The organism is Hymenobacter duratus (assembly GCF_014698995.1).
Classification (GTDB): Bacteria; Bacteroidota; Bacteroidia; order Cytophagales; family Hymenobacteraceae; genus Hymenobacter; species Hymenobacter duratus.
The window spans coordinates 567,912-586,561 of sequence record NZ_JACWZZ010000002.1; the positions used below are offsets into that span (position 1 = coordinate 567,912).

At 58.3% G+C, this 18,650-nt stretch carries 18 protein-coding genes; 3 read left to right on the forward strand and 15 right to left on the reverse strand.

The window, feature by feature from the left end:
* Nucleotides 1-20: 20 nt before the first annotated feature.
* Entirely contained in the window at nt 21-386 is a 366-nt protein-coding gene (locus IC231_RS10290) for a heavy-metal-associated domain-containing protein (protein WP_190784432.1), read from the forward strand.
* 70 nt (nt 387-456) lie between these two features.
* On the opposite strand, the gene IC231_RS10295 is transcribed toward IC231_RS10290, so the two are convergent.
* Nucleotides 457-1,020 (reverse strand): hypothetical protein, encoded by a 564-nt coding sequence (locus tag IC231_RS10295; protein ID WP_190784433.1) that lies wholly within the window; start codon nt 1,018-1,020, stop codon nt 457-459.
* A gap of 310 nt (nt 1,021-1,330) precedes the next feature.
* Between IC231_RS10295 and IC231_RS10300 the strand changes: the two genes are divergently transcribed.
* Entirely contained in the window at nt 1,331-2,071 is a 741-nt protein-coding gene (locus tag IC231_RS10300) for a LytR/AlgR family response regulator transcription factor (RefSeq protein ID WP_190784434.1), read from the forward strand.
* Here IC231_RS10300 and IC231_RS10305 read toward each other — a convergent pair.
* The 7 genes from IC231_RS10305 to IC231_RS10335 all read right to left on the reverse strand — a co-directional run bounded on the left by IC231_RS10305 (nt 2,049) and on the right by IC231_RS10335 (nt 10,418).
* Nucleotides 2,049-4,010 (reverse strand): tetratricopeptide repeat-containing sensor histidine kinase, encoded by a 1,962-nt coding sequence (locus IC231_RS10305; protein ID WP_190784435.1) that lies wholly within the window; start codon nt 4,008-4,010, stop codon nt 2,049-2,051. The genes IC231_RS10300 and IC231_RS10305 overlap by 23 nt on opposite strands.
* 421 nt (nt 4,011-4,431) lie before the next feature.
* A complete protein-coding gene (locus IC231_RS10310) occupies nt 4,432-5,187 on the reverse strand; it encodes a fatty acid desaturase (RefSeq protein ID WP_190784436.1) in 756 nt (251 codons plus the stop codon).
* A gap of 63 nt (nt 5,188-5,250) precedes the next feature.
* The gene (locus IC231_RS10315; RefSeq protein WP_190784437.1) at nt 5,251-6,099 is read right to left on the reverse strand and encodes a 4-hydroxy-3-methylbut-2-enyl diphosphate reductase; all 849 of its coding nucleotides are present in this window, start codon (nt 6,097-6,099) and stop codon (nt 5,251-5,253) included.
* A 115-nt stretch (nt 6,100-6,214) separates the two neighbouring features.
* Entirely contained in the window at nt 6,215-7,384 is a 1,170-nt protein-coding gene (locus tag IC231_RS10320) for a carboxypeptidase-like regulatory domain-containing protein (RefSeq protein ID WP_190784438.1), read from the reverse strand.
* A gap of 144 nt (nt 7,385-7,528) precedes the next feature.
* Nucleotides 7,529-8,005 carry a hypothetical protein gene (locus tag IC231_RS10325; protein ID WP_185887148.1) on the reverse strand — a complete coding sequence of 159 codons (477 nt, stop codon included), beginning with the start codon at nt 8,003-8,005 and terminating at the stop codon, nt 7,529-7,531.
* Nucleotides 8,006-8,077: 72 nt separating this feature from the next.
* Nucleotides 8,078-8,920: a phytoene/squalene synthase family protein gene (locus IC231_RS10330; RefSeq protein WP_190784439.1), complete on the reverse strand. Its 843-nt coding sequence runs from the start codon at nt 8,918-8,920 to the stop codon at nt 8,078-8,080.
* 10 nt (nt 8,921-8,930) lie between these two features.
* The gene (locus IC231_RS10335; RefSeq protein ID WP_190784440.1) at nt 8,931-10,418 is read right to left on the reverse strand and encodes a phytoene desaturase family protein; all 1,488 of its coding nucleotides are present in this window, start codon (nt 10,416-10,418) and stop codon (nt 8,931-8,933) included.
* Nucleotides 10,419-10,616: 198 nt separating this feature from the next.
* Between IC231_RS10335 and IC231_RS10340 the strand changes: the two genes are divergently transcribed.
* Nucleotides 10,617-11,012, forward strand: coding sequence for a hypothetical protein (locus tag IC231_RS10340; RefSeq protein WP_190784441.1), 396 nt, complete (start codon nt 10,617-10,619; stop codon nt 11,010-11,012).
* Nucleotides 11,013-11,134: 122 nt separating this feature from the next.
* Here the strand turns inward: IC231_RS10340 and IC231_RS10345 are convergent, their stop codons facing one another.
* From IC231_RS10345 to IC231_RS10375, 7 genes are all read right to left on the reverse strand, one after another.
* Nucleotides 11,135-11,650 (reverse strand): sigma-70 family RNA polymerase sigma factor, encoded by a 516-nt coding sequence (locus IC231_RS10345; RefSeq protein ID WP_185887152.1) that lies wholly within the window; start codon nt 11,648-11,650, stop codon nt 11,135-11,137.
* A 303-nt stretch (nt 11,651-11,953) separates the two neighbouring features.
* Nucleotides 11,954-12,859, reverse strand: coding sequence for a MerR family transcriptional regulator (locus IC231_RS10350; protein WP_190784442.1), 906 nt, complete (start codon nt 12,857-12,859; stop codon nt 11,954-11,956).
* A 2-nt stretch (nt 12,860-12,861) separates the two neighbouring features.
* A complete protein-coding gene (locus tag IC231_RS10355) occupies nt 12,862-13,380 on the reverse strand; it encodes a sterol desaturase family protein (RefSeq protein WP_190784443.1) in 519 nt (172 codons plus the stop codon).
* Nucleotides 13,381-13,523: 143 nt separating this feature from the next.
* Entirely contained in the window at nt 13,524-14,327 is an 804-nt protein-coding gene (locus tag IC231_RS10360) for an enoyl-CoA hydratase/isomerase family protein (protein WP_211538990.1), read from the reverse strand.
* 186 nt (nt 14,328-14,513) lie between these two features.
* Nucleotides 14,514-16,763: a ComEC/Rec2 family competence protein gene (locus IC231_RS10365; RefSeq protein ID WP_190784445.1), complete on the reverse strand. Its 2,250-nt coding sequence runs from the start codon at nt 16,761-16,763 to the stop codon at nt 14,514-14,516.
* 116 nt (nt 16,764-16,879) lie between these two features.
* Nucleotides 16,880-17,314 (reverse strand): GNAT family N-acetyltransferase, encoded by a 435-nt coding sequence (locus IC231_RS10370; RefSeq protein ID WP_190784446.1) that lies wholly within the window; start codon nt 17,312-17,314, stop codon nt 16,880-16,882.
* Nucleotides 17,315-17,492: 178 nt separating this feature from the next.
* Nucleotides 17,493-18,611, reverse strand: coding sequence for a PhoH family protein (locus tag IC231_RS10375; protein WP_190784447.1), 1,119 nt, complete (start codon nt 18,609-18,611; stop codon nt 17,493-17,495).
* Between the last annotated feature and the right edge of the window lie 39 nt (nt 18,612-18,650).

Here is an 18,650-nt window from a genome sequence, read left to right on the forward strand (position 1 = left end):
CACTCCACTTACCACTTCTTATGAAATCGTTCAAGCTTCTTTTCCTCGCCGTATTCGCTCTGCTTGCGCATACCACTACTGCCCAGACTACCGCGAAGGCCAAAGGACCAGCCACCGAACAGGTGCAGCTCAAAACGTCAGCCGTCTGCGACATGTGCAAAACCCGTCTCGAGAAGGCCATGGCCTATGAGAAAGGCGTGCAGGCTGCGGTGCTCGATGTGCCTACTCAGGTGCTCACCGTAACCTACCGCCCTGACAAAACCACGCCGGCTGCGCTGCGTACGGCTGTACAAAAAACCGGCTACGATGCCGATTCCGAGCCCGCCGAGGCCCGCGCCTACGACCGGCTTCCAGACTGCTGCAAGAAGACCAACGCCGTTCATTAACGCAGATAGTAGTAGCGCAAAACGCCCTTCTGTATCTATGGAAGGGCGTTTTTGCTCATTGTAATTCGCGTCAGGCCTCGGCAGCTTCCGGATTGAGCTGCAGGTCGAATTCCAGAACGGCGCTGAAACCCAGGGGCCGGGTGAGACGCCGCCGGTTGGTACCGGATATTTCCAGCGTAAACCAGTCGGAGCGCAGGTATTCCAGCAGGTTGGGCCGGCCCAGCATTTCCATGGTTACATGCGTGGGATGTACGTTACGCTCCGAGAAGGAGGCAATGGCAATTTTGCGGCTGTTCGCCGTCAGGAAGCAGCTGCCGCTTTCCAGCGCGGCCAGCGTGGAAGTCCCTCGCCCGATAGGATGTTCCGGGTCGGGCTGCCACGCTAAATGCGCCTCGCGTAGCGTTACGGCTATCACCCCTGGCCTGGTAAGGGCCCCCAGGCAGGGCAATGTGCCGGGCAGTGTTTTTTCGCAGAGAAAAATAAGGTCCATGCTGGGGTCAATCTGCAGATTGATGGCCCGCGTCTTCATGCCGAAAGCCGTGCGCAACGACCGGCGCAGGCCTTCATTCAGGTCGATGGTAAGCTCTACGCCCAGTATAACGGGGGGCAGTGCAGCAACTGGGAGTAGGTTCATAGCCAAAAGCAGGTGTGCGAGCAGGGGCGGTCATGTTGGGAACATGCGAAAAAGCAGCAGTTTGAGTCAACGGTGGAGAAGCGGCAGAAAGAAAAGCAGGTAACATGCAACGGTATATTTACTAGAACAGATATATGCATAAGCTATTGAAAGTCACCGATGATTACTGCCTAAAGTATAGCAAAGCCCGGTAAAAGTATACGTAGATGGTAATATTTGCCGTTAAGATTGATTTCTTCCGATAAAAAAATAAGATATAATTTCCAATTCTCTTTATATTCACCCAAACGCCTGCCATTTCTGCTCTTCTATGAAGATTACCTGCCTGCTACTCGATGATGATCCGCTGGTGCTGGACCTGCTGCAGGCTTATGTGGCCATGACTGATGTACTGGATGTAAAAGCCACGTTCACAGACCCCTTGGAAGCGCACCGCTACCTGTTGCACAATGATGTACAGGTGCTGTTCTCCGACGTTACCATGCCTCACCTGAGTGGTCTGGATCTGGTACGCTCGTTGCACCAGCCGCCCCTGGTTGTGCTAATGACAGCTCATCCGCAGTATGCCATGGAAGGTTTCAACCTTGACGTTATCGACTTTCTGCTGAAACCGATTTCACTGGACCGGTTTCTGAAAGCGGTGAATAAGGTAGCCGGGATTTTGCGCGCCAGCTCGGCCGAAACCGACCCCAAGCAGGACCTACTTTCGGGCTGGGGGTCGTTTTTTATCCGCACCGATGCACAGTTCGTACGCCTTCACTACCGCGACGTTCTTTACATTGAGGCGCTGAAAGACTTCACCAAAATCAACACCGCCGACGGGCGCACTCACCTGACGCTGGTAAACCTGAAAAACCTGGAGGAGCAGCTGCCACCCGGTTTATTTGTGCGTACGCACCGCTCCTACCTCGTCAATGCTTCCCGCATTGATTCAATCAGCAACCTTGAAGTGCGGGTGGGAGGGCACGCTCTGCCATTGGGCCAGACGTATCGGGAGCGGGTTACGGAGCGTATTGTCAACCGGACGCTTATCCGGCGGCAGCAACCGTAGCCGGCTGGCTCGAAGAAAGCAGGGGCAGCATCTCGGGGGCCGCCGCCGGCAGCGAGAAGCGGAAAGTAGTGCCTTGGCCCGGCGTACTTTCGAAGGAAATATGGCCTCCATTGCGTTCCACAAACTCCTTGCACAGGCGCAGCCCCAGCCCGGTACCTTTTTCGTGTGCCGTGCCCAGCGTGGTATGATGCCCCTGAGCTCCAAATATTTTCGCAGCATCCTGGGCGCTGATTCCGACACCCGTGTCCGCTACGGAAATTTCCCAGTGGGCATTCTGTAGCTGACGGGCTGAAATGGTAATGCTACCACCCTGCGGCGTGAACTTAATAGCGTTGCCAACCAGATTACGCAGCACCAGACGCACCATGTTTAGGTCGGCCCGCACGATACAGGAGTCAGGCAGGTCTGTGAGGAACAGGATGCTTTTGCGCTCGGCATCGCTAAGCAGCAATGCCAGTGCCTCTTCGGTTACCCCCTGCAGGTAAATCTTCTCCGGCTGGATCTTGTCGCTCTGCATCTGTGATGCTGACCAGTTGAGCAGGTTGTCCAGCAGGCGCAGCGTCACATCAAGGGTGCGGCCAAGGCGTTCCGTGTGCATTGCCATGCGCTCCGGCGACAAAGTGCCCATCGTCATAAGCGAAAACATGGAGTACAGCGAGCTGAGCGGGCTGCGCAGGTCGTGCGAAATGATGGAGAACAGCGTGTCTTTGGTGCGGTTGAGCCGGCCGAGTTCTTCCTTCTGCCGGCTGATAGCCCGGTTCTTTCGCTGCAGCAACCGGTTGATACGCGCCTGCTCCTGCCGGCCCCGGTACAGCGCCGCTACCGCCATCAGCAGCAGCAATGCCCCTATGGCCAGCCCATTGCGCAGCAGCATCTGGCGGCGCAGGTTAGCCGTCTGAATCTGCCGGTCCTTGGTCAGCAGCTGAATTTCACGCTCTTTTTTTTCGGTTTCGTAGCGGGTCTGCAGTTCGGCAATCTGTGCAGAGCGGCGTTCGGCAAACACGCTGTCCTGCAGGGCGGCATACCGGGTCTGAGCTCGTAGCGCCTGCTCAAAGTTTTCCTCGCGCCGATAGAGGCTCGTGAGCGTCTGATAAATATTGCTGGTCTGCACAACCGAGCCGCCGCGCCGGGCTAGAGGCAGCGCCTGCCGCAGCGCCCGGATTGCGGCAGGGCGGTTCGTCAACGAATCCTGCACTACGGCCAATGACTGGAATCCGGCAGCGCGGCGTGCCGGTGGCGTAGTGTGTGGCAATTGGCTCAGGGCTTGGGTATAAAAACCCATTGCTACTTCGTAGTTGCCGACATCCTCGTAGACACGGCCCGTACTGGCTAGTGCTTCACCGGTGCGGGCACTATCGCCGAGTTGGCGGGCATCGTTCAGGGAGCGCCGCAGATAGTAGAGCGCGCGGCTGTAGTTGCGAAGCTGGTGGTGAGCCAGCCCAATGGCATTCAGGGCAGCCGTCTGGCCCGTGCGACTATCGGCTTGTTGCCACTCAGAATACGCGCGCTCATAATTACTTAGCGCCCGCAGCCACTGGTCTTGCGTACCATACAGGTCGCCGAGTTGGGTGTATATCTGCGCTAGTCCGGCCGGGTCACGCAGGCTTTCGGTCAGGCGAAGTGCCTGCAAATACGTATCGTGTGCCTGGCCGGTGTCGCCTTGCAAATATTGGGCTTTGGCCAGTAGCCGCATCGACTGGGCCCGGCCTGGAGCGCTATGCAGTTGCTGATATAGGCGCAGAGCCCGCCGAAAGTAGCGCAGAGCCTGTTCGTACTGCTGCTGCTCCTGCTGGGCTTCGCCAATGGCCAGGTAAGCAGCCGCTACTTCACTGGTTGGGCCGCTTACAGCCGCCAGATGCAATGCCTGCTCCGCCTGCAGCTGGGCCGCCGCCGGATTAAGCGGCAACAGCTGTTCGCTGCGTTGCAGGTAACGGGACACCGAATTGGCCCCAGAAGCAGAGACGCGTTGGGCCATGCTGCTCTCTGGCACCAGCCACAGAACTATCCCAAGCAGCAACTGCCAGAGCCGAACAGGTAGCGTACGTACGAACCAAGGCTGCATCGGGATAAGAAAATAGCAGAAGTACTCCGCGCGCGAAATGAGCCCGGGCTGCAATTCCGAGGAAGATAAGTAACTATAGGCTAACTCCCGTTGCAGGCAGCACACAACGGTGGTATACCAGCCTGACCTGCAGGACATGTACTTCTGCCAGGCGTTGGTATCTGGCCGGCTGGCCACCTGCCCACTCACCTCTCCCTGCCCTCTGGGTTACAGGTCTACTGCTCAATCCTTTACTAGAACGCGCTCCTTCTCATAACGTTGCGGCGGCGGTCATCCGTATATTGTGCAGGCCAGAGCCTCAGGACGCCTCCTTGGCACGCCATAGCCGCCACCAGGGCAGGTACGGCTGGTCGTGGTGTTCGTAGTGATACCCGAAAAAGTAGCAGCTCACGAAGGCCCACATATGGTGGCGGAACTGGCTGCGGGACTTATGGGCATTATCAGGCGCATGGCTACCCCGGTGGGGCAGGTAGGTTCCGAAAAAGAAGAGCTGCAACGTCGCCAGCACGGCCGGAATCATCCAGAAGGCAATAACATTGGCTTGCGGAAAATATAGCTTGAGCACGTTGTAGGTAGCTGCCATCAGCACTATCTGCCACCACGTCACGTAGTTCCAAGCGAAACGGGCAAACCACGGCAAGAACCCGGCGTGCTGCCCGTCATGAAAATCGGGGTCCTCCTCGGTGGCGACATGGCGGTGGTGGGCATGATGCTTGGGCAACATGCGCGGAAACCAGTTGTAGGCAAACAGGCCGGCCGCCAGTGTGCCCAGCGCGTTGTTCAGGCGCTGGTTGGAACTGACCACACCGTGCATTGCATCATGAGCGGTGATGAACAGGCCAGTATAGAGGTGAGTTTGGAGCAGCACCAGCAGATAAGGCCACGGCGTGGCCCAGTCGGGTTGGTAGAACGCCAGCAGAAATGTCAGGAGCGCCGCCCAAAGCCCTATTACTCCTAATGCCACGACTACGCCCTTGCGGCCTAACGGAGCAGGACGCACACGCTTTGTAGCGCTGCCAGACAGAGAAACGGATGAGGGAATGGCTTGGAGCATAACGAGGATGCAAAGGAACAAACGGCCGGCTGAATACGTGCCACTGCCCAGGATCTACATTCGCTACAGCATCAGCAATGCGTCCCGCACCTGCTCCATCAGCCACATGGGCGTGCTGGTGGCCCCACAGATTCCTACCGACTGCCCGGGCTGAAACCATTCAGCGCGTAGCTCATCCGTGCTGGAAATGAAGTGGGTTTGCGGGTTTGTGTCTTTGCAGACCTGGTACAGCACCTTGCCATTAGAGCTTTTCGTACCCGAAACAAACACAATCTGGTCGAACTGGGCCGCGAATTTGCGCAGGTCCTTGTCGCGGTTGCTTACCTGACGACAGATCGTGTCGTTGGCATTCACCAGATAGCCCCGGCCTTCCAGCTCAGCTTTGATGCGGTAGAAGGAATCGGTGCTTTTCGTGGTCTGGCTGTAGAGCGTGATGTTGTCGGGCAGTTCGTGGCGCAGCAGCTCATCGAGGCTTTCAAACACTACAGCATTGCCGCTGGTCTGGCCCAGCAACCCGCGCACCTCCGCATGGCCGTGCTTGCCGTATATGAAGATGCGGTCCTGCTTATCGTAGGAAGTTTTGATGCGGTTTTGCAGCTTCAGCACCACCGGGCACGAGGCATCTACGAGCGTCAGATTGTTCTCGAGTGCGGTTTGGTAGGTACTGGGCGGCTCACCGTGGGCCCGGATCAGGACGGCTTCGCCGCGCAGCCGCGCAAACTGCTCATAGTCGATGATGCGCAGGCCGCGCTTCTCGAGCCGTTGGACTTCTTCGTCGTTGTGCACGATGTCGCCAAGGCAATAAAGATACCCCTGCTCTTCCAGCAGATCCTCGGCCATTTGAATGGCATAGATAACGCCAAAGCAGAAGCCGGAGTTGGGGTCGATTCGGACGCTCAGATGGTGCGGCATAGCTGATGAGGTAACCGCAGTGACAGGCGGAAAGTTATAAAGCCGCGGAATAGGCTGTAAAAGTTACGTAACTCAACGCTACAATAGATTACTGTTGCCGGCTGAATTGTGCTTTTCAGTAGCGACCAAACACTTTCCGGCCCTCAAAGCTCTTAATCACCTCCTGCTCCACAGGGCTGGCGCGCAATACTTCGTTTGTTTGCCAGAACTCGGGGTTGTAGGCTTTTTTCATTACCTGCTCCAGGTCGCGGGAGTGCCGCCCCACATCTTTATAGGCATGTCCTGGCAAGCGGCCGGTGTACTGGTAGAAGACCAATTGCGCGGCTACCCGCGTGCTATCAGGCCGGGCATTGGGGCGGCGCAGCACGATGGTCCCTTCGGCCCGCGTGGCGCTCAGACGCGTCAGGGAGTCGGCGTAGGGAATGAAATCAGCAACTAACCTAAAATCGTCGCCGGCACGCTCATACCCGGGCTCCATCTGAAAGCGAAGCATGCTGCTCAGGGGCAACGACAGTTCCTGCCGGCGCAATGCGGCCGTTTCTACATCTATATAGAGCGTGCCGGTCGTGGCTGGTTTCTGCACCTCTGGCCGGGGCTCAAAGTCGATGACGGCCGTTTCGCGGCCGTTTTCGGTGAAGAAGCTGCGCAGCGTGAAGTAGAAGTACTGGGTGGCCTGGGGCCCGAGCGGAACCAACAGTTTTTCGCGTAGCGGGTGGAGGCTGAACACCGGCACCTGCCGGATCAGGGAGGAGAAATTGGTGAACGTGAAGCCGCCCGGTGTGAATGCATAGCGCGATTCACCTAAGTCCCACCCCTCAATCACGCGGTTAGAGAACTTCACATCATAAAATGCATCGAAAAACTCGCGGTACTCGCCGTTGTGCCGGGTTTTCTGGCGGTAAAACGCCTTGCCGTACTGCACGTCTTTCCTGTGGCGAAGCAGCTTGGCGCTGGCCCGCCGCACCAGTTCTTCGGCTACCTTCTCTGGGTTGCGCACCGTCACGCCGGGCAAGGCCACGGCGCTGGCCTGCAGCACTATCCGCAGCAGCGTGCCGGCCTGCTGCACTTCCGTTTCAGAGCGGCTGTAGCCCATGCTGAGCACCACCAGCCGCTGGGGAAGCGTCGGCACTCGTAGGCTGAACTCGCCTACTTCGTTGGTAGCCGTGCCGTTTGAGCCATCTGCTAGCCCCACAATGGCGTAGGGCACTGGGCGCTGCTGCTCATCCACTACCTGGCCCAGCAGTACTATTCGCTGGGCCGATGCTGTGCTGGATAGCAGTAACAATGCGAGCAACACAGTGAACCGGACAGGCAGTAGCATTCAATGTTGTTTACAGAATCAGTATTACACAGACACAAAAAAGCGAAGCAGAGTTGGCCCTGCTTCGCTTTTTAGAGCGGGACTGAAATCTTATTGACTGTTCCCATACTACCCTTCAATGCGGCCCAGCTTCTCAGCTTCGGGGCCGGAAACGTGGCCGCGCTCCACCAAAAAGTCGCGGACCAGCCCGAACGACTCGGCGTCGAGGCCGGATTTGGGATGCTGTAGCAGAGTTTCAACCAGAAACTGCCGGTCTTCATCGACGTGGCCGCTCAGGCCCAGGAACGAGGGCAGGTTGCTTTCCACGCTCAGGCGCAGAAACCGGATTTCGGCATTGTCGCCGTCCAGTTTCACCGCTTCCTCAAACTGCTTGTTGGCGTTTTGCACGTAGGTCAGCTTGTTGAACATAGACGCGTCGCGGGCCCGGATGGCTTCGGCGGCGGCTTTGTAGGCCAGTACCACGGCATTGCGCTGGTCGTAGGCAGCCATCAGCTTATGAAATTTCTCGCCGGCTTCTTTGCTGGAAGCGGCCTGCTGGTATTGGCGGCGCAGATTGGGCAGGGAGTACGGGGTGGCGTCGGACACGAACGGAGACAGAATCAGAAGGAGAGAAAAAAGAACAGACAAAAACAGCTTCACGCGGCAGCAGATTCGTGACTAGATAGCTCGAAGGCGGTAGCGAAAGTACGACCCCATCAGCAAAAGCAGCTTGGTATTGTCTGGTACGCGCACCCGCTCGCCAAGGATGCGGGCCGCTGGTAGCTGCCGGATTTTGTGGAACAGCTTGAGATAGTACACATAGGCCAGGTACACCCCCAGCCGCGCCGCCCGCGGCAGCTGCACGATACCGGCGTATGCCGCATCAAAATCGGCCCGGATGTCCGCTTCGATTTCCTGCTTTACGTGGTCAGAAAATCGTTCGTACTGCACCCCGGGGAAGTACACGCGGCCCCGCTCCTCGTAATCTGACCGAATGTCGCGCAGGAAATTAACTTTCTGAAAGGCCGAGCCCAGCCGTCGGGCGGGCTCCCGCAGCCTGTCAAACATAGCCGTGTCGCCTTCGCAGAAGATACGCAGGCACATCAGGCCCACCACTTCCGCCGAGCCGTAGATGTACTTCTCGTAGAGCGACTGGTTGTAGGCATGGTCATCGAGGTCCATTTCCATGCTGTACAGAAAGGCATCGATAAATTCCCGGTCGATGCCGTACTGGCGCACCACATCCTGGAAAGCATGCAGCACCGGGTTCAGACTCAGCCCGATTTCCAGGGCCTCGTAGGTCTGGCGCTTGAAATCCTGAAACAGCGCCGCCTTGTTGTGGCCATGGAACGTGTCCACAATCTCATCAGCCCAGCGCACGAAGCCATACACGGCATACACCGGCAGGTGAAAACGCGTGTCGAGCGTGCGGATGCCCAGCGTGAATGACGTGCTGTAGCGCTGCGTAATCAGCTTGCTGCACGCCCGGCTGGTTTCGGTGAAAAGGGCAATATGATCCATCTTCTTCGACTTAAGAATTCTCCTTTTCTACCTCCTGCGCCACCACCTGCCCCGAAATGAGCGAGGGCGGCACGCCGGGCCCTGGCACGGTAAGCTGCCCCGTAAAATACAGATTACTGACCTTTTTGCTTTTGAGCGAGGGTTTCAGAATAGCTGTCTGGCGGAGCGTATTGGCCAGGCCGTACGCGTTGCCTTTATAGCTATGGTAGTCCTGCTGAAAATCCTGGTGGGCGTAGCTGCGCTTGTACACCACCGCGTCGCGGATGCTGTGGCCGCAATGGCGCTCCAGCCGCTCCATAATCAGGTGGTAGTAATACTCCCGCGTTTCTTCCGGGTCCGGCAGGTCAGGCGCCACCGGAATGAGCAGAAACAGGTTCTCGCAGCCTTCGGGCGCTACACTGGGGTCGGTTTTGCTGGGAGCCGACACGTAAAACAGCGGCCGGCTGGGCCACTTGGGCTGCTCGTAGATTTCTTCGGCGTGGAGTGCAAAATCCTCATCGAAGAACAGATTATGGTGCCGCAGCTTATCCACGCGCCGGTTTACGCCCACATAAAACAGCAGCGACGACGGGGCCATAGTACGGGAGTTCCAGTAGGCTTCGTCGTAGTGGCGCCACTCGGGGGCCAGCAGGTGCTGCTCGGCGTGGTGGTAGTCGGCGCCGGCCACCACTACATCGGCGGGGCGGAAGCCGGCGGCGGTTTGCACGCCGGTGGCGCGGCCATTTTCCACTACTATCTGCTGCACTTCCTGGTTGTATTCCAGCGTCACGCCCCGCTCCTGCGCCAAGGCCACCATGCCTTCCACAATCTTGTGCATGCCACCCATCGGGTACCAGGTACCCAGGGCCAGGTCGGCGTAGTTCATGAGGGAGTATAGGGCCGGTGTGTTTTCGGAAGTAGCACCCAGAAAAAGAATCGGGAATTCTACCAGCTCCAGCAGGCGCGAGTCTGTGAAGAACTTGCGCACGTGCTTGTGCATACTCTGGAGCAAATCCAGCCGGACGGCATCCACGAGCAGGCGCGGGTCGGCAAACTCCAGCAACGAGCGGCCGGGCATGTGCACATACTTGCCGATGCCGACCTCATACTTGTAGGCCGCCTGCCGCAGAAACTCATCGAGGCGGGCGGCGCTGCCGGGCTCGTACCGCTCAAACAGCTGCCGCAGCTCGCTCATGGCGGCCGGAATATCCACGGCCTCCGGCCCCTTAAAAATCACCTGATAGGAGGGGTCGAGCCGTACCAAATTGTAGTAGTCGCTTACCTTTTTGCCGAAGCGGGCGAAATACTGCTCGAAAATATCGGGCATCCAGTACCAGCTCGGCCCCATATCGAAGATGAAGCCCTGCTTCCGGAACACCCGCGCCCGGCCGCCCGGCCCTTCGTTCTTCTCCAGAATAGTGACGCGATAGCCGCGCTGGGCCAGCGACGTAGCGGCCGAAAGGCCCGCAAAGCCGGAGCCAATAACAAGGACGTGTTTGGAAGATGCAGTAGAAGCCAAATCAGGGAGGAATTCAAGGTTGGGTGCAAGCTACAATCCGGCAGGCAGATGGTTTTGTTTGCGCAGGTGGGCGCTTGCGTACGTCGGCTACACTGGCTTGCTGCCGGTGAGGCGTTGCAGGAAGCATCGGGAAGGTACCAACGCAGACAACTCTGTGTCGTATAAAAGCCGCCTTCCCTTTCTCTAATCCCGTTCCGTATGCGGCACCGCGTCCTGTTTCAGTCCCCAGCGCTCCTGCTGGAATATGATATGGTAGATGACTTTATCCATGCGCAATGGACAGCGCAACAGTCCGAGGACTCGATGCGCGCGGGCTATGAACAGATTCTGGAGGCGCTGCAGCAGAATTTCTGCCACCGCCTGCTCGACAATCATCTGCTGATTCAGGAGAATTGGGCCGGGTTGGTGAGTTGGTTTGCTACCGACTGGTACCCCAGGGCCCAGCAGGCAGGTCTACACGCTCATACAGTAGTCTTTTCATTGGATTTCTTTGGCCGGCGCTCTACCGAGCTGGCCCTGGAAATGGTGCCCGGAGGCCTTGTCGCCGGCTTCGATTCGCAGGATGATGCCCGCAACGCGCTACTGCATCTATAAAAAAGCAGCCGTAACGCTGACCCACAGCGCTGGTAACACAAACGGGCCGCGAGCTACGCCGAAAATGGCACTGCTCGCGGCCCGTGATACGCCCGGGGCGGGGTATACTCTCTCCCTATTCCCTACACGCCGGGGGCGTATACCTTGAGCGCATCCTTGAGCTCCTTGCGGGCAATGTGGATGCGGTTCTTAACGGTTCCAATCGGGATTTGCAGCTTCTCCGCAATTTCCAGGTACTTGTAGCCGATGTAATACATCATGAACGGCGTCCGGTAGTCGGCCGACAAACTGGCAATAGCCTGGTTGATGTCCGTTACTACGAAGTCGGAGGTTGCACCGTTGTGCGTAATGTAGTTTTCGTCGGTATTGAAGTACTGGAAGTACTCGGTACTGTCGATGTTACTGTTGCGCTTCGTTATCTTGTTGTAGTTGTTGATAAACGTGTTGCGCATGATGGTGTACAACCATGCCTTCAGGTTGGTACCGGCTTTGAACTTGTCCTTGTTGAGCAATGCCTTGAGCAGGGTTTCCTGCACCAAGTCCTTGGCATCGTCAGCGTCGCGGGTCAGGTTCATCGCCACTGGCTTCAGCGAGTAGGAAATCTTCTGTACTTGATTTGTGAATTCCAAAGAGGTCATGCTGTTTAGCTTTTCGTGGCAAAAAGTTAAACAAATATACGAGGGAATCTGAAAGTCGTCTACCTGCACCCCAACTATTTTTTTCCAGTAGGCCAAACAGGCTGGCGGACAGAAAAACAAGATACGAACCCACTGATAATCAGGATTTATTAATTCGTACAAGATTCGGCACACTCCCTGTTACACCCTACTTATACCGCTGCTTTCCGGAGAGCAAAAGCAGGATATATGCCCCTTAAACAGGCACTTGTATGTACAGACACGATTTTTCGGAAAAAGTGGCAGCGCCGGAATATTTTTTCCTTAGGCGGGCTCCGCGAACTGCACGTTCATCTCGTCGGCCAGGGCCAGCAGATCGGTAATGAGGCGCAACCGCACCGTATGGTGCGGCAGTTCCAGCGACTCGGCCTGAACCAGCGGGCCCGACAGCACCAATAGCGTGTCGGGGCACAGCTGCCGCAACTCCTCCACGAAACCCTGCAGCCGTTCCCGTTCCGGCACGGCAGTCAGCACAGTGCATACGGCATAGGGCTGGTAGCCCTGGCACACATTGTATAGGCCTGCAATTGGCAGGTTCTGCCCCAGATACAACACGTGGTGCCCCCGGGCCCGCAACGCGTAGTTCATGAACAGCAGGGCCAGCTCGTGCATCTCTCCTTCGGGCAAGAACAATACCCACCGCTTGGCCGAAGCAGGGGGTACCGGCGACAATACATCGGTAGCGGCCATCATCTTCTGGCGCAGCAAGTGCGTCACCAGGTGTTCGTGCGCCGGATTGACGCTGCCAGCCTGCCACATCACCCCGATGCGCTGCAGGAAAGGATATACCACGTGAATGATGGCGGCCTCAAACCCCAGCCGGCGAATTGCGCGGTTCAGCAGGCAGTTGAGCTGCACTTCATCCATGGCCAGCATGGCCGCCAGCAGCGAATGCACCTGCTGGCAGTAGTCGTTCACATCATCGTTGCAGGAAATAACGGCTTGGGCTATTTCCTTCTCGCTAAGTTGCGCGATTTTGGAAATCCGGTAGCCGCGGCCGCAGAGGGTGGCTACATTCAGCAGCCGCCGCAGGTCATCGTCGCAGTAGGTGCGGATGTTGGTGGCGGTGCGCACGGGCTGCAGCAGGCCGTAGCGCTGCTCCCAGATCCGGATGGTGTGTGCCTTAATGCCTGAAAGCTTTTCCAGGTCACTGATTGCGTATTGTCCCACGATTATTGACCTCCCTCCTTTTCTTGCGATGATACCGCCCGGGGCCGCAGGGTCCGGGTCGGGGCAGGCTGGCGTAGTGCCAGTGTAAAGTATTTCGGCGATACCCACAGCAGCCCGAATTCCTCGGAGCCGTGGCGGGTAGTGGCTTTATGATGCATTTTATGCGCCATGTTCAGGGCCCGCAGGTAGGGGTTGCGCGACTTGCGCCAAAACCGCAGCCGGCCATGAATCAATACATCGTGCACGAAGAAGTAGAGCGTACCGTACGCCGCAATGCCTACGCCTACCCAGAAGCGCCAGTCCTTGTCTGGCGAGCCGTACACGATAAGGAGCGCCGACAGGGAGCCGTAAAACAGAAAAAAGAAGTCGTTGCGCTCGAAGCGGTGCGGGTGCCGCACATGGTGTGAGCGGTGCAGAAACCATAGCGGCCCGTGCAGCACAAAGCGGTGCATGAACCATGCAACAAACTCCATTCCCAGAAATGTAGCCGCCGTAGTGGCAATGGCTGCGGGCGTTGTCATGCGGAGCTAACCACGAAAGAAGCGTAGAAGTTTGGAAACACAGGCGTTGAAAGGTACAAATTCCACTTGGCCAAACTCAACAGCGCGCCACCACACAGTATCAGATTGTATGATGGCGCGCTGCCTTGCTGTGAGAAGGATAGTCAGTTTTCCCAGGTAATTTTCTCTTTCGCCAGAAAAGCGGCAATGCCACGGCGGCAGTCCAGGGAGCCGCGGGCTTCAGCGTTGATGTGGGCGGCATAGCGCAGGCTGTCTTCCAGGGGCATTTCCGGGATGCGGGCCAGCATTTCCTTGGTGGCCTCCATGCTTTGGGCCGAGTTTTCGACGCAGAGGCGGCGCGCAAAATCGTGCACATAGCTCGTCAGTTCCGCCGCCCCAACCACACCATTTACGAGGCCCAGTTCCTGGGCCCGCTGCGCGCTGAGCACGTCGCCGGTGAGCAACAGCTCCTTGGTGCGGGCCTCTCCTACTTTGCGCAGCAGAAATACGCTGACGATGGCCGGCAGGAAACCAATCTTCACCTCCGTGTAGCCAAATCTGGCTTCGGGCACCGCAAAGGCAAAGTCGCAGACGGTGGCCAGCCCGCAGCCGCCGGCCAGCGCGTGGCCCTGCACCTGCGCAATCACTACTTTTTTGAGCGTGTAGATCTGGTGAAAGAGCTGCATGAGGTGCGTAGAATCGGCCAGGTTATCGGTGTAGCCGAAGCTTTGCAGCTCCTGAATATAGGCTAGGTCGGCGCCGGCGCAGAAGGCGGCTCCTTCGGCACGCAGCACAATCACCTTGCAGGCGGTATCCTCCTCAGCAAACTCAAATGCCATTTTCAGCTCCGACACCATGTCGGCGCTGAGGGCATTGCGTTTTTCAGGACGATTGAGGGTGATATAGCCAATGGCATCGGCAGCCTCATAGCGGATGAAGCGCAGGGCTTCCAGCTCTTGCGTGGGCATGTTGTCCATAGAATACAGAATTGCAACGGTGAGCAGCAACGCGGGACTGGCTCTGCGCAGCAGAACGGCCGGGCGGTACTAAATCAGCAGAATCAGGTCGGCACTATCCAAACCTAACAAAAATGCGGGGCTAAGTAAACTATATAGCGCGGCAAGCAGGCCGGGTGTTTCGGCCATGCCCGATTTTTACTTTTTCTCCGCCTGTATCGGCCGGACAAAAGCGCCCTGCAGCGTTACATCATGCGTCTGCCAGCCGGCCTGCTGCAGCTTTTCCTGCATGGAAGTCACGTACCAGGATTTGCACGAGGAGTCGAATACGATGGTCGGGGTGTACCCGAACGTAGCCGCCAAGTCTTCGGGCCATACGCGGGCATTGCGGCGCAGCACCACCACATCAACCGGCACCGACTCCCGCGCTCCGGCCAGGCGGCCGGCCACCAAAGCCACCCGCACGCCGCGCCACACGGCCAGCACTAAGTTGGTGCGGGCCGCCGTATCGGCTGTGGCCGGAACCGGGGCACCGCGCCAGCCGGCGTGGTAAACTACCTGGCGAGCGTCGCGCTGAATGGTGCCGGGCACGATGCGGTAGGTACGCTCGGTTTCGTTGAGCGGCAGCGAGTCGGCGCTGACGACGTGGGCCGCCGCACCCTGCCAAAACCCCACCACTGAGCGGCGCGGAATACTGTAGATGACAAGCCGCTCATCGGGAGCCAGCTCGTGGGCGGCCCACACGCGGCTACCGGCAAACAGGCCCAGCAGCGCACACGCCAGCCCCATCCAGGCCAAGTTCCTGAGCCGGAAAAACGCCAGCAACGCCAGAATAACGCCACATATCAGCCAGGCCTGCGGCGCCGTGACGTGAATACCGGAAATCAGCGCGCCGGGCATAGCCCGCCCAATCCAGAAGATGTATTCATTGAAAAGCCAGATCATCCATTCGAATACCCTGGCAACCAGTTGGGGCAGTATATCCAATACCTGAGCGGCGCCGGCAGAGGCCAGCCCCACAACCGCCACGAGGCCCTTCAGTACCAGCAGGCCCAGTCCCACGTACACGGCTCCGCTGGAAATCGGTACTGCCACCAGGTTCGAGAACAGAAAGCTGAGCGGAAACTGGTGGAAGTAGAACAGGCCGAGCGGAAACGTGGCCACCTGCGCCGCCAACGACAGCGCCGTGGCCTGCCAGACGCCGTCAAGAAACTTACCACTCCATTTCCAGAATTTCTGCACCGTTTTGGTCTGCCAGGGTCGCTGCTTCTGCAGGAAATAATCCTTCACATCAAACCAGGCCACAATGCGCGGCTGCAGGTACACGATGCTGATAACAGCCAGAAACGAGAGCTGAAACCCTACGTCGCAGAGCAGATAGGGGTCGTAGCAAAGCAGGCAGAACGCGGCCACGGCCAGCGTATTGAACATGTTGGTTTGCCGCTGCGTAGCCCGCGCCACAATGATGAACGTGAACATCACAGCCGCCCGCAGCACCGATGCCGACAGGCCCGTCAGAAAGGCGTAGCTCCAGATAACGGCCAGCCCCAGCGCCGCCGTCACGAACCGAAACAGGGGGCCGCGCCGGCCTGGCAGCAAGCCCAGCAACCACGTCACGGCCCCAAACAACAGCCCCACCTGCAACCCCGACACGGCCATGATGTGGGTGGTGCCCGTGTTGGCATAGGCCTGCTTGGTCTGCTGGTCGATGTCGTCTTTGATGCCCAGTACCAGCGCCGAGGCTAACGCATACTCACGTTTGGCCCGCACATACTGCCGGAACACGCCATCGAGCACGCGGGCTGCGCGCATGGCCGCCGCCTTCAGGTAGCTGGGCGGCTCGGTGGCTACTTTCCGGTACTGGTCGGGGTGAATAAACTGCTGATGGTACACCTGATGGTACTGCAGGTAGCGGCGGTAATCGAACTCGCCGGGGTTTAATGGCGCTTTGCTGGGTGCCGGCGCGCCCCGCACCAGCCACACGTCACCGTACTGTGGGGCTGCCACGCCGGAGTCGCGCGGAATGGACACCCGGATGCCGCCCAGAGCCGGGCGCCACTGCCCACCCACCCGCACCGCCGACACGCGCACGGTAGTGGCATAGGTGGCGGGCCGCACCACGGTGTAGTCGTCTACCACGGCCCGGTAGTATTCGATGCGGCTGCCAAAGCGGTAGAGGTGCGCTCCATCGCGCGACTCGGTGGCCTGCTGCGTAAGGGCCACGCCCGTCACGTACACGGCCAACAGAGCCACAAGGCCGGCGTTATCAGCGGAGGCCGGGTTGGAACTGCGCCGCACCGCTACCTGAACGACGAAGAAAAGAACGGCCAGACCAGCCAGCGGCCACCGCAAATCCGGCAGCTGCTCACCGAAATACAGAAAAGTCAGGATGCCAGCAACCAGCGCCAGCGTGAGGCGCACAAAGGCGTAGGAAGCCCAGTGAATCATAAATGCACGAGTGATATAGTATTGCTTCTCAATATATATACTGGCCCGCAACCTCCACAAAAAAGCCCTTCCGTTTTTACATCGGAAGGGCTTTTTTGTGGGCTATAGGAGTTTCGTTAGCGGCGTTGCCACACCATTTTGTAGTGTTGCAGACCGCCTTCCTCGAACATCGGCCCCACTTTCTCAAACCCATGCCGCTCGTAGAAGCGCACGGCCGGCAGCTGCGCATTCAGGTACACGGTAGCGTGCGGGTGCGCTGCCGCCACGTCCTGCAGCACCTGCCGGAGCAGCGCGGCACCGGCCTGTTGGTTCCGGTAGTCGGCCAATACGGCAAAGCGCTCCAGCTTCACGCCGCTTTCTGTAACGCGCCAGCGCGCCGCGCCGCAGGGCGTGCCATCGTCGGCCAGGGCCAGATAGTGCGTGGCGTCGGTATGGTCGTGGGCATCCCGCTCCAGCTCGGCGGGTACGTTCTGGCCCAGCACAAACACGGTACGCCGAATGGCAAGAGCCGCATTCAGGTCAGATTCGCTGGTGATTCGATGGGCATTCATACAATGTTCAGTTCAAGCGGGGTACTTTCCAGACAAATCCGCTGATGCAAGTAACGACTTCTTATGGCAGCAAAAAGGGCGAAAACACCAGAGCCGCCACCCGGCGGGGCAACGGCTCTGGGGTGTTAAGCAGCGGCAATTTCCGCAAGCCTACCGGTTTCCGGACTTCGGCGTGCCGTCAGATTTGCTCGTGGTTGACGGGCAAATCCCGGGTGCCGTCGTCTTCCCGGCGGGCATCAGGATGCTTGCCAGGGTCGGAACCAGCATTTCCGGGGTTGTTGGGGCGGCGGTAGGGCTGGTACTCGCGGATAGGACGGTTGGCTTGGTTGGCCTGCTCGTGCTGCATTTCCACGTCGAACTTGTCGTAGGCCTGCACAATCTGCTTCACCAGGCGGTGGCGCACCACGTCTTCGGCCGTCATTTCCACAAATCCGATGCCCGATACGTCGCGCAGGATATCCAGCGCCTGAATCAGGCCGGACTTCTGCTTAGTGGGCAGGTCAATCTGGCTCCGGTCGCCGTTCACCATCACCTTCGCCGACGGACCCATGCGGGTCAGAAACATTTTCAGCTGCGAAGGAGTAGTGTTCTGGGCTTCATCGAGCAGCACAAACGCATTGTTGAGCGTGCGGCCGCGCATGTAGGCCAGCGGGGCTATTTCAATGGTCTTGTTTTCGAGGTAGAACTTGAACTTCTCGGGCGGGAGCATGTCTTCCAGCGCGTCATAAATCGGGCGCAGGTAGGGGTCTACCTTCTCCTTCATGTCGCCGGGCAGGAAGCCGAGGCTCTCACCCGCCTCCACCACCGGGCGCGAAATGATGATTTTCTTGACCTCCTTGTTCTTCAGTGCCCGCACCGCCAGCGCCACCGAAATGTAGGTTTTGCCGGTACCGGCTGGCCCCAGCGCAAACACCAGGTCGTTTTTCAGTACCGTGTCCACCAGGCGCTGCTGGTTGGCCGTTTTGGCTTTGATAACGCCGCCTTTGGACCCAAACAGAATCACATCGGGCGAGGCCGCTAATATGCGGTCCTGCTGGTCCTCATCGGCTGAGGACAGGTACTGGGCGACGGTTTTGTCGGTAATCTGCCCGTACTGGTGGTAATGCTCCAGCAATGCCGACAGGATATCGTTGATGCGGCTGATAACGGGCGTTTGGCCCTGTATTTTAATCTCGTTGCCGCGTGAAATAATTTTACTACCCGGAAAAGCCGCCGCCAGCTGGCGGATGTTCTGGTTGTCGGGCCCCAGGAAATCTATCAGGGACACGTTTTCGAGCGTGATGACTTTCTCGACCAAATCGTGGGGGTTTTGTAGCTAGGGAGTTAGGAAAAAGGC

Coding starts and splice junctions, on each gene's coding strand:
- IC231_RS10360 (WP_211538990.1), bottom strand. CDS start 14,327: ATGCCCACGCAAGAGCTGGAAGCCCTGCGCTTCATCCGCTATGAGGCT.
- IC231_RS10340 (WP_190784441.1), top strand. CDS start 10,617: ATGCGGCACCGCGTCCTGTTTCAGTCCCCAGCGCTCCTGCTGGAATAT.
- IC231_RS10290 (WP_190784432.1), top strand. CDS start 21: ATGAAATCGTTCAAGCTTCTTTTCCTCGCCGTATTCGCTCTGCTTGCG.
- IC231_RS10300 (WP_190784434.1), top strand. CDS start 1,331: ATGAAGATTACCTGCCTGCTACTCGATGATGATCCGCTGGTGCTGGAC.
- IC231_RS10370 (WP_190784446.1), bottom strand. CDS start 17,314: ATGAATGCCCATCGAATCACCAGCGAATCTGACCTGAATGCGGCTCTT.
- IC231_RS10310 (WP_190784436.1), bottom strand. CDS start 5,187: ATGCTCCAAGCCATTCCCTCATCCGTTTCTCTGTCTGGCAGCGCTACA.
- IC231_RS10295 (WP_190784433.1), bottom strand. CDS start 1,020: ATGAACCTACTCCCAGTTGCTGCACTGCCCCCCGTTATACTGGGCGTA.
- IC231_RS10315 (WP_190784437.1), bottom strand. CDS start 6,099: ATGCCGCACCATCTGAGCGTCCGAATCGACCCCAACTCCGGCTTCTGC.
- IC231_RS10330 (WP_190784439.1), bottom strand. CDS start 8,920: ATGGATCATATTGCCCTTTTCACCGAAACCAGCCGGGCGTGCAGCAAG.
- IC231_RS10345 (WP_185887152.1), bottom strand. CDS start 11,650: ATGACCTCTTTGGAATTCACAAATCAAGTACAGAAGATTTCCTACTCG.
- IC231_RS10355 (WP_190784443.1), bottom strand. CDS start 13,380: ATGACAACGCCCGCAGCCATTGCCACTACGGCGGCTACATTTCTGGGA.
- IC231_RS10365 (WP_190784445.1), bottom strand. CDS start 16,763: ATGATTCACTGGGCTTCCTACGCCTTTGTGCGCCTCACGCTGGCGCTG.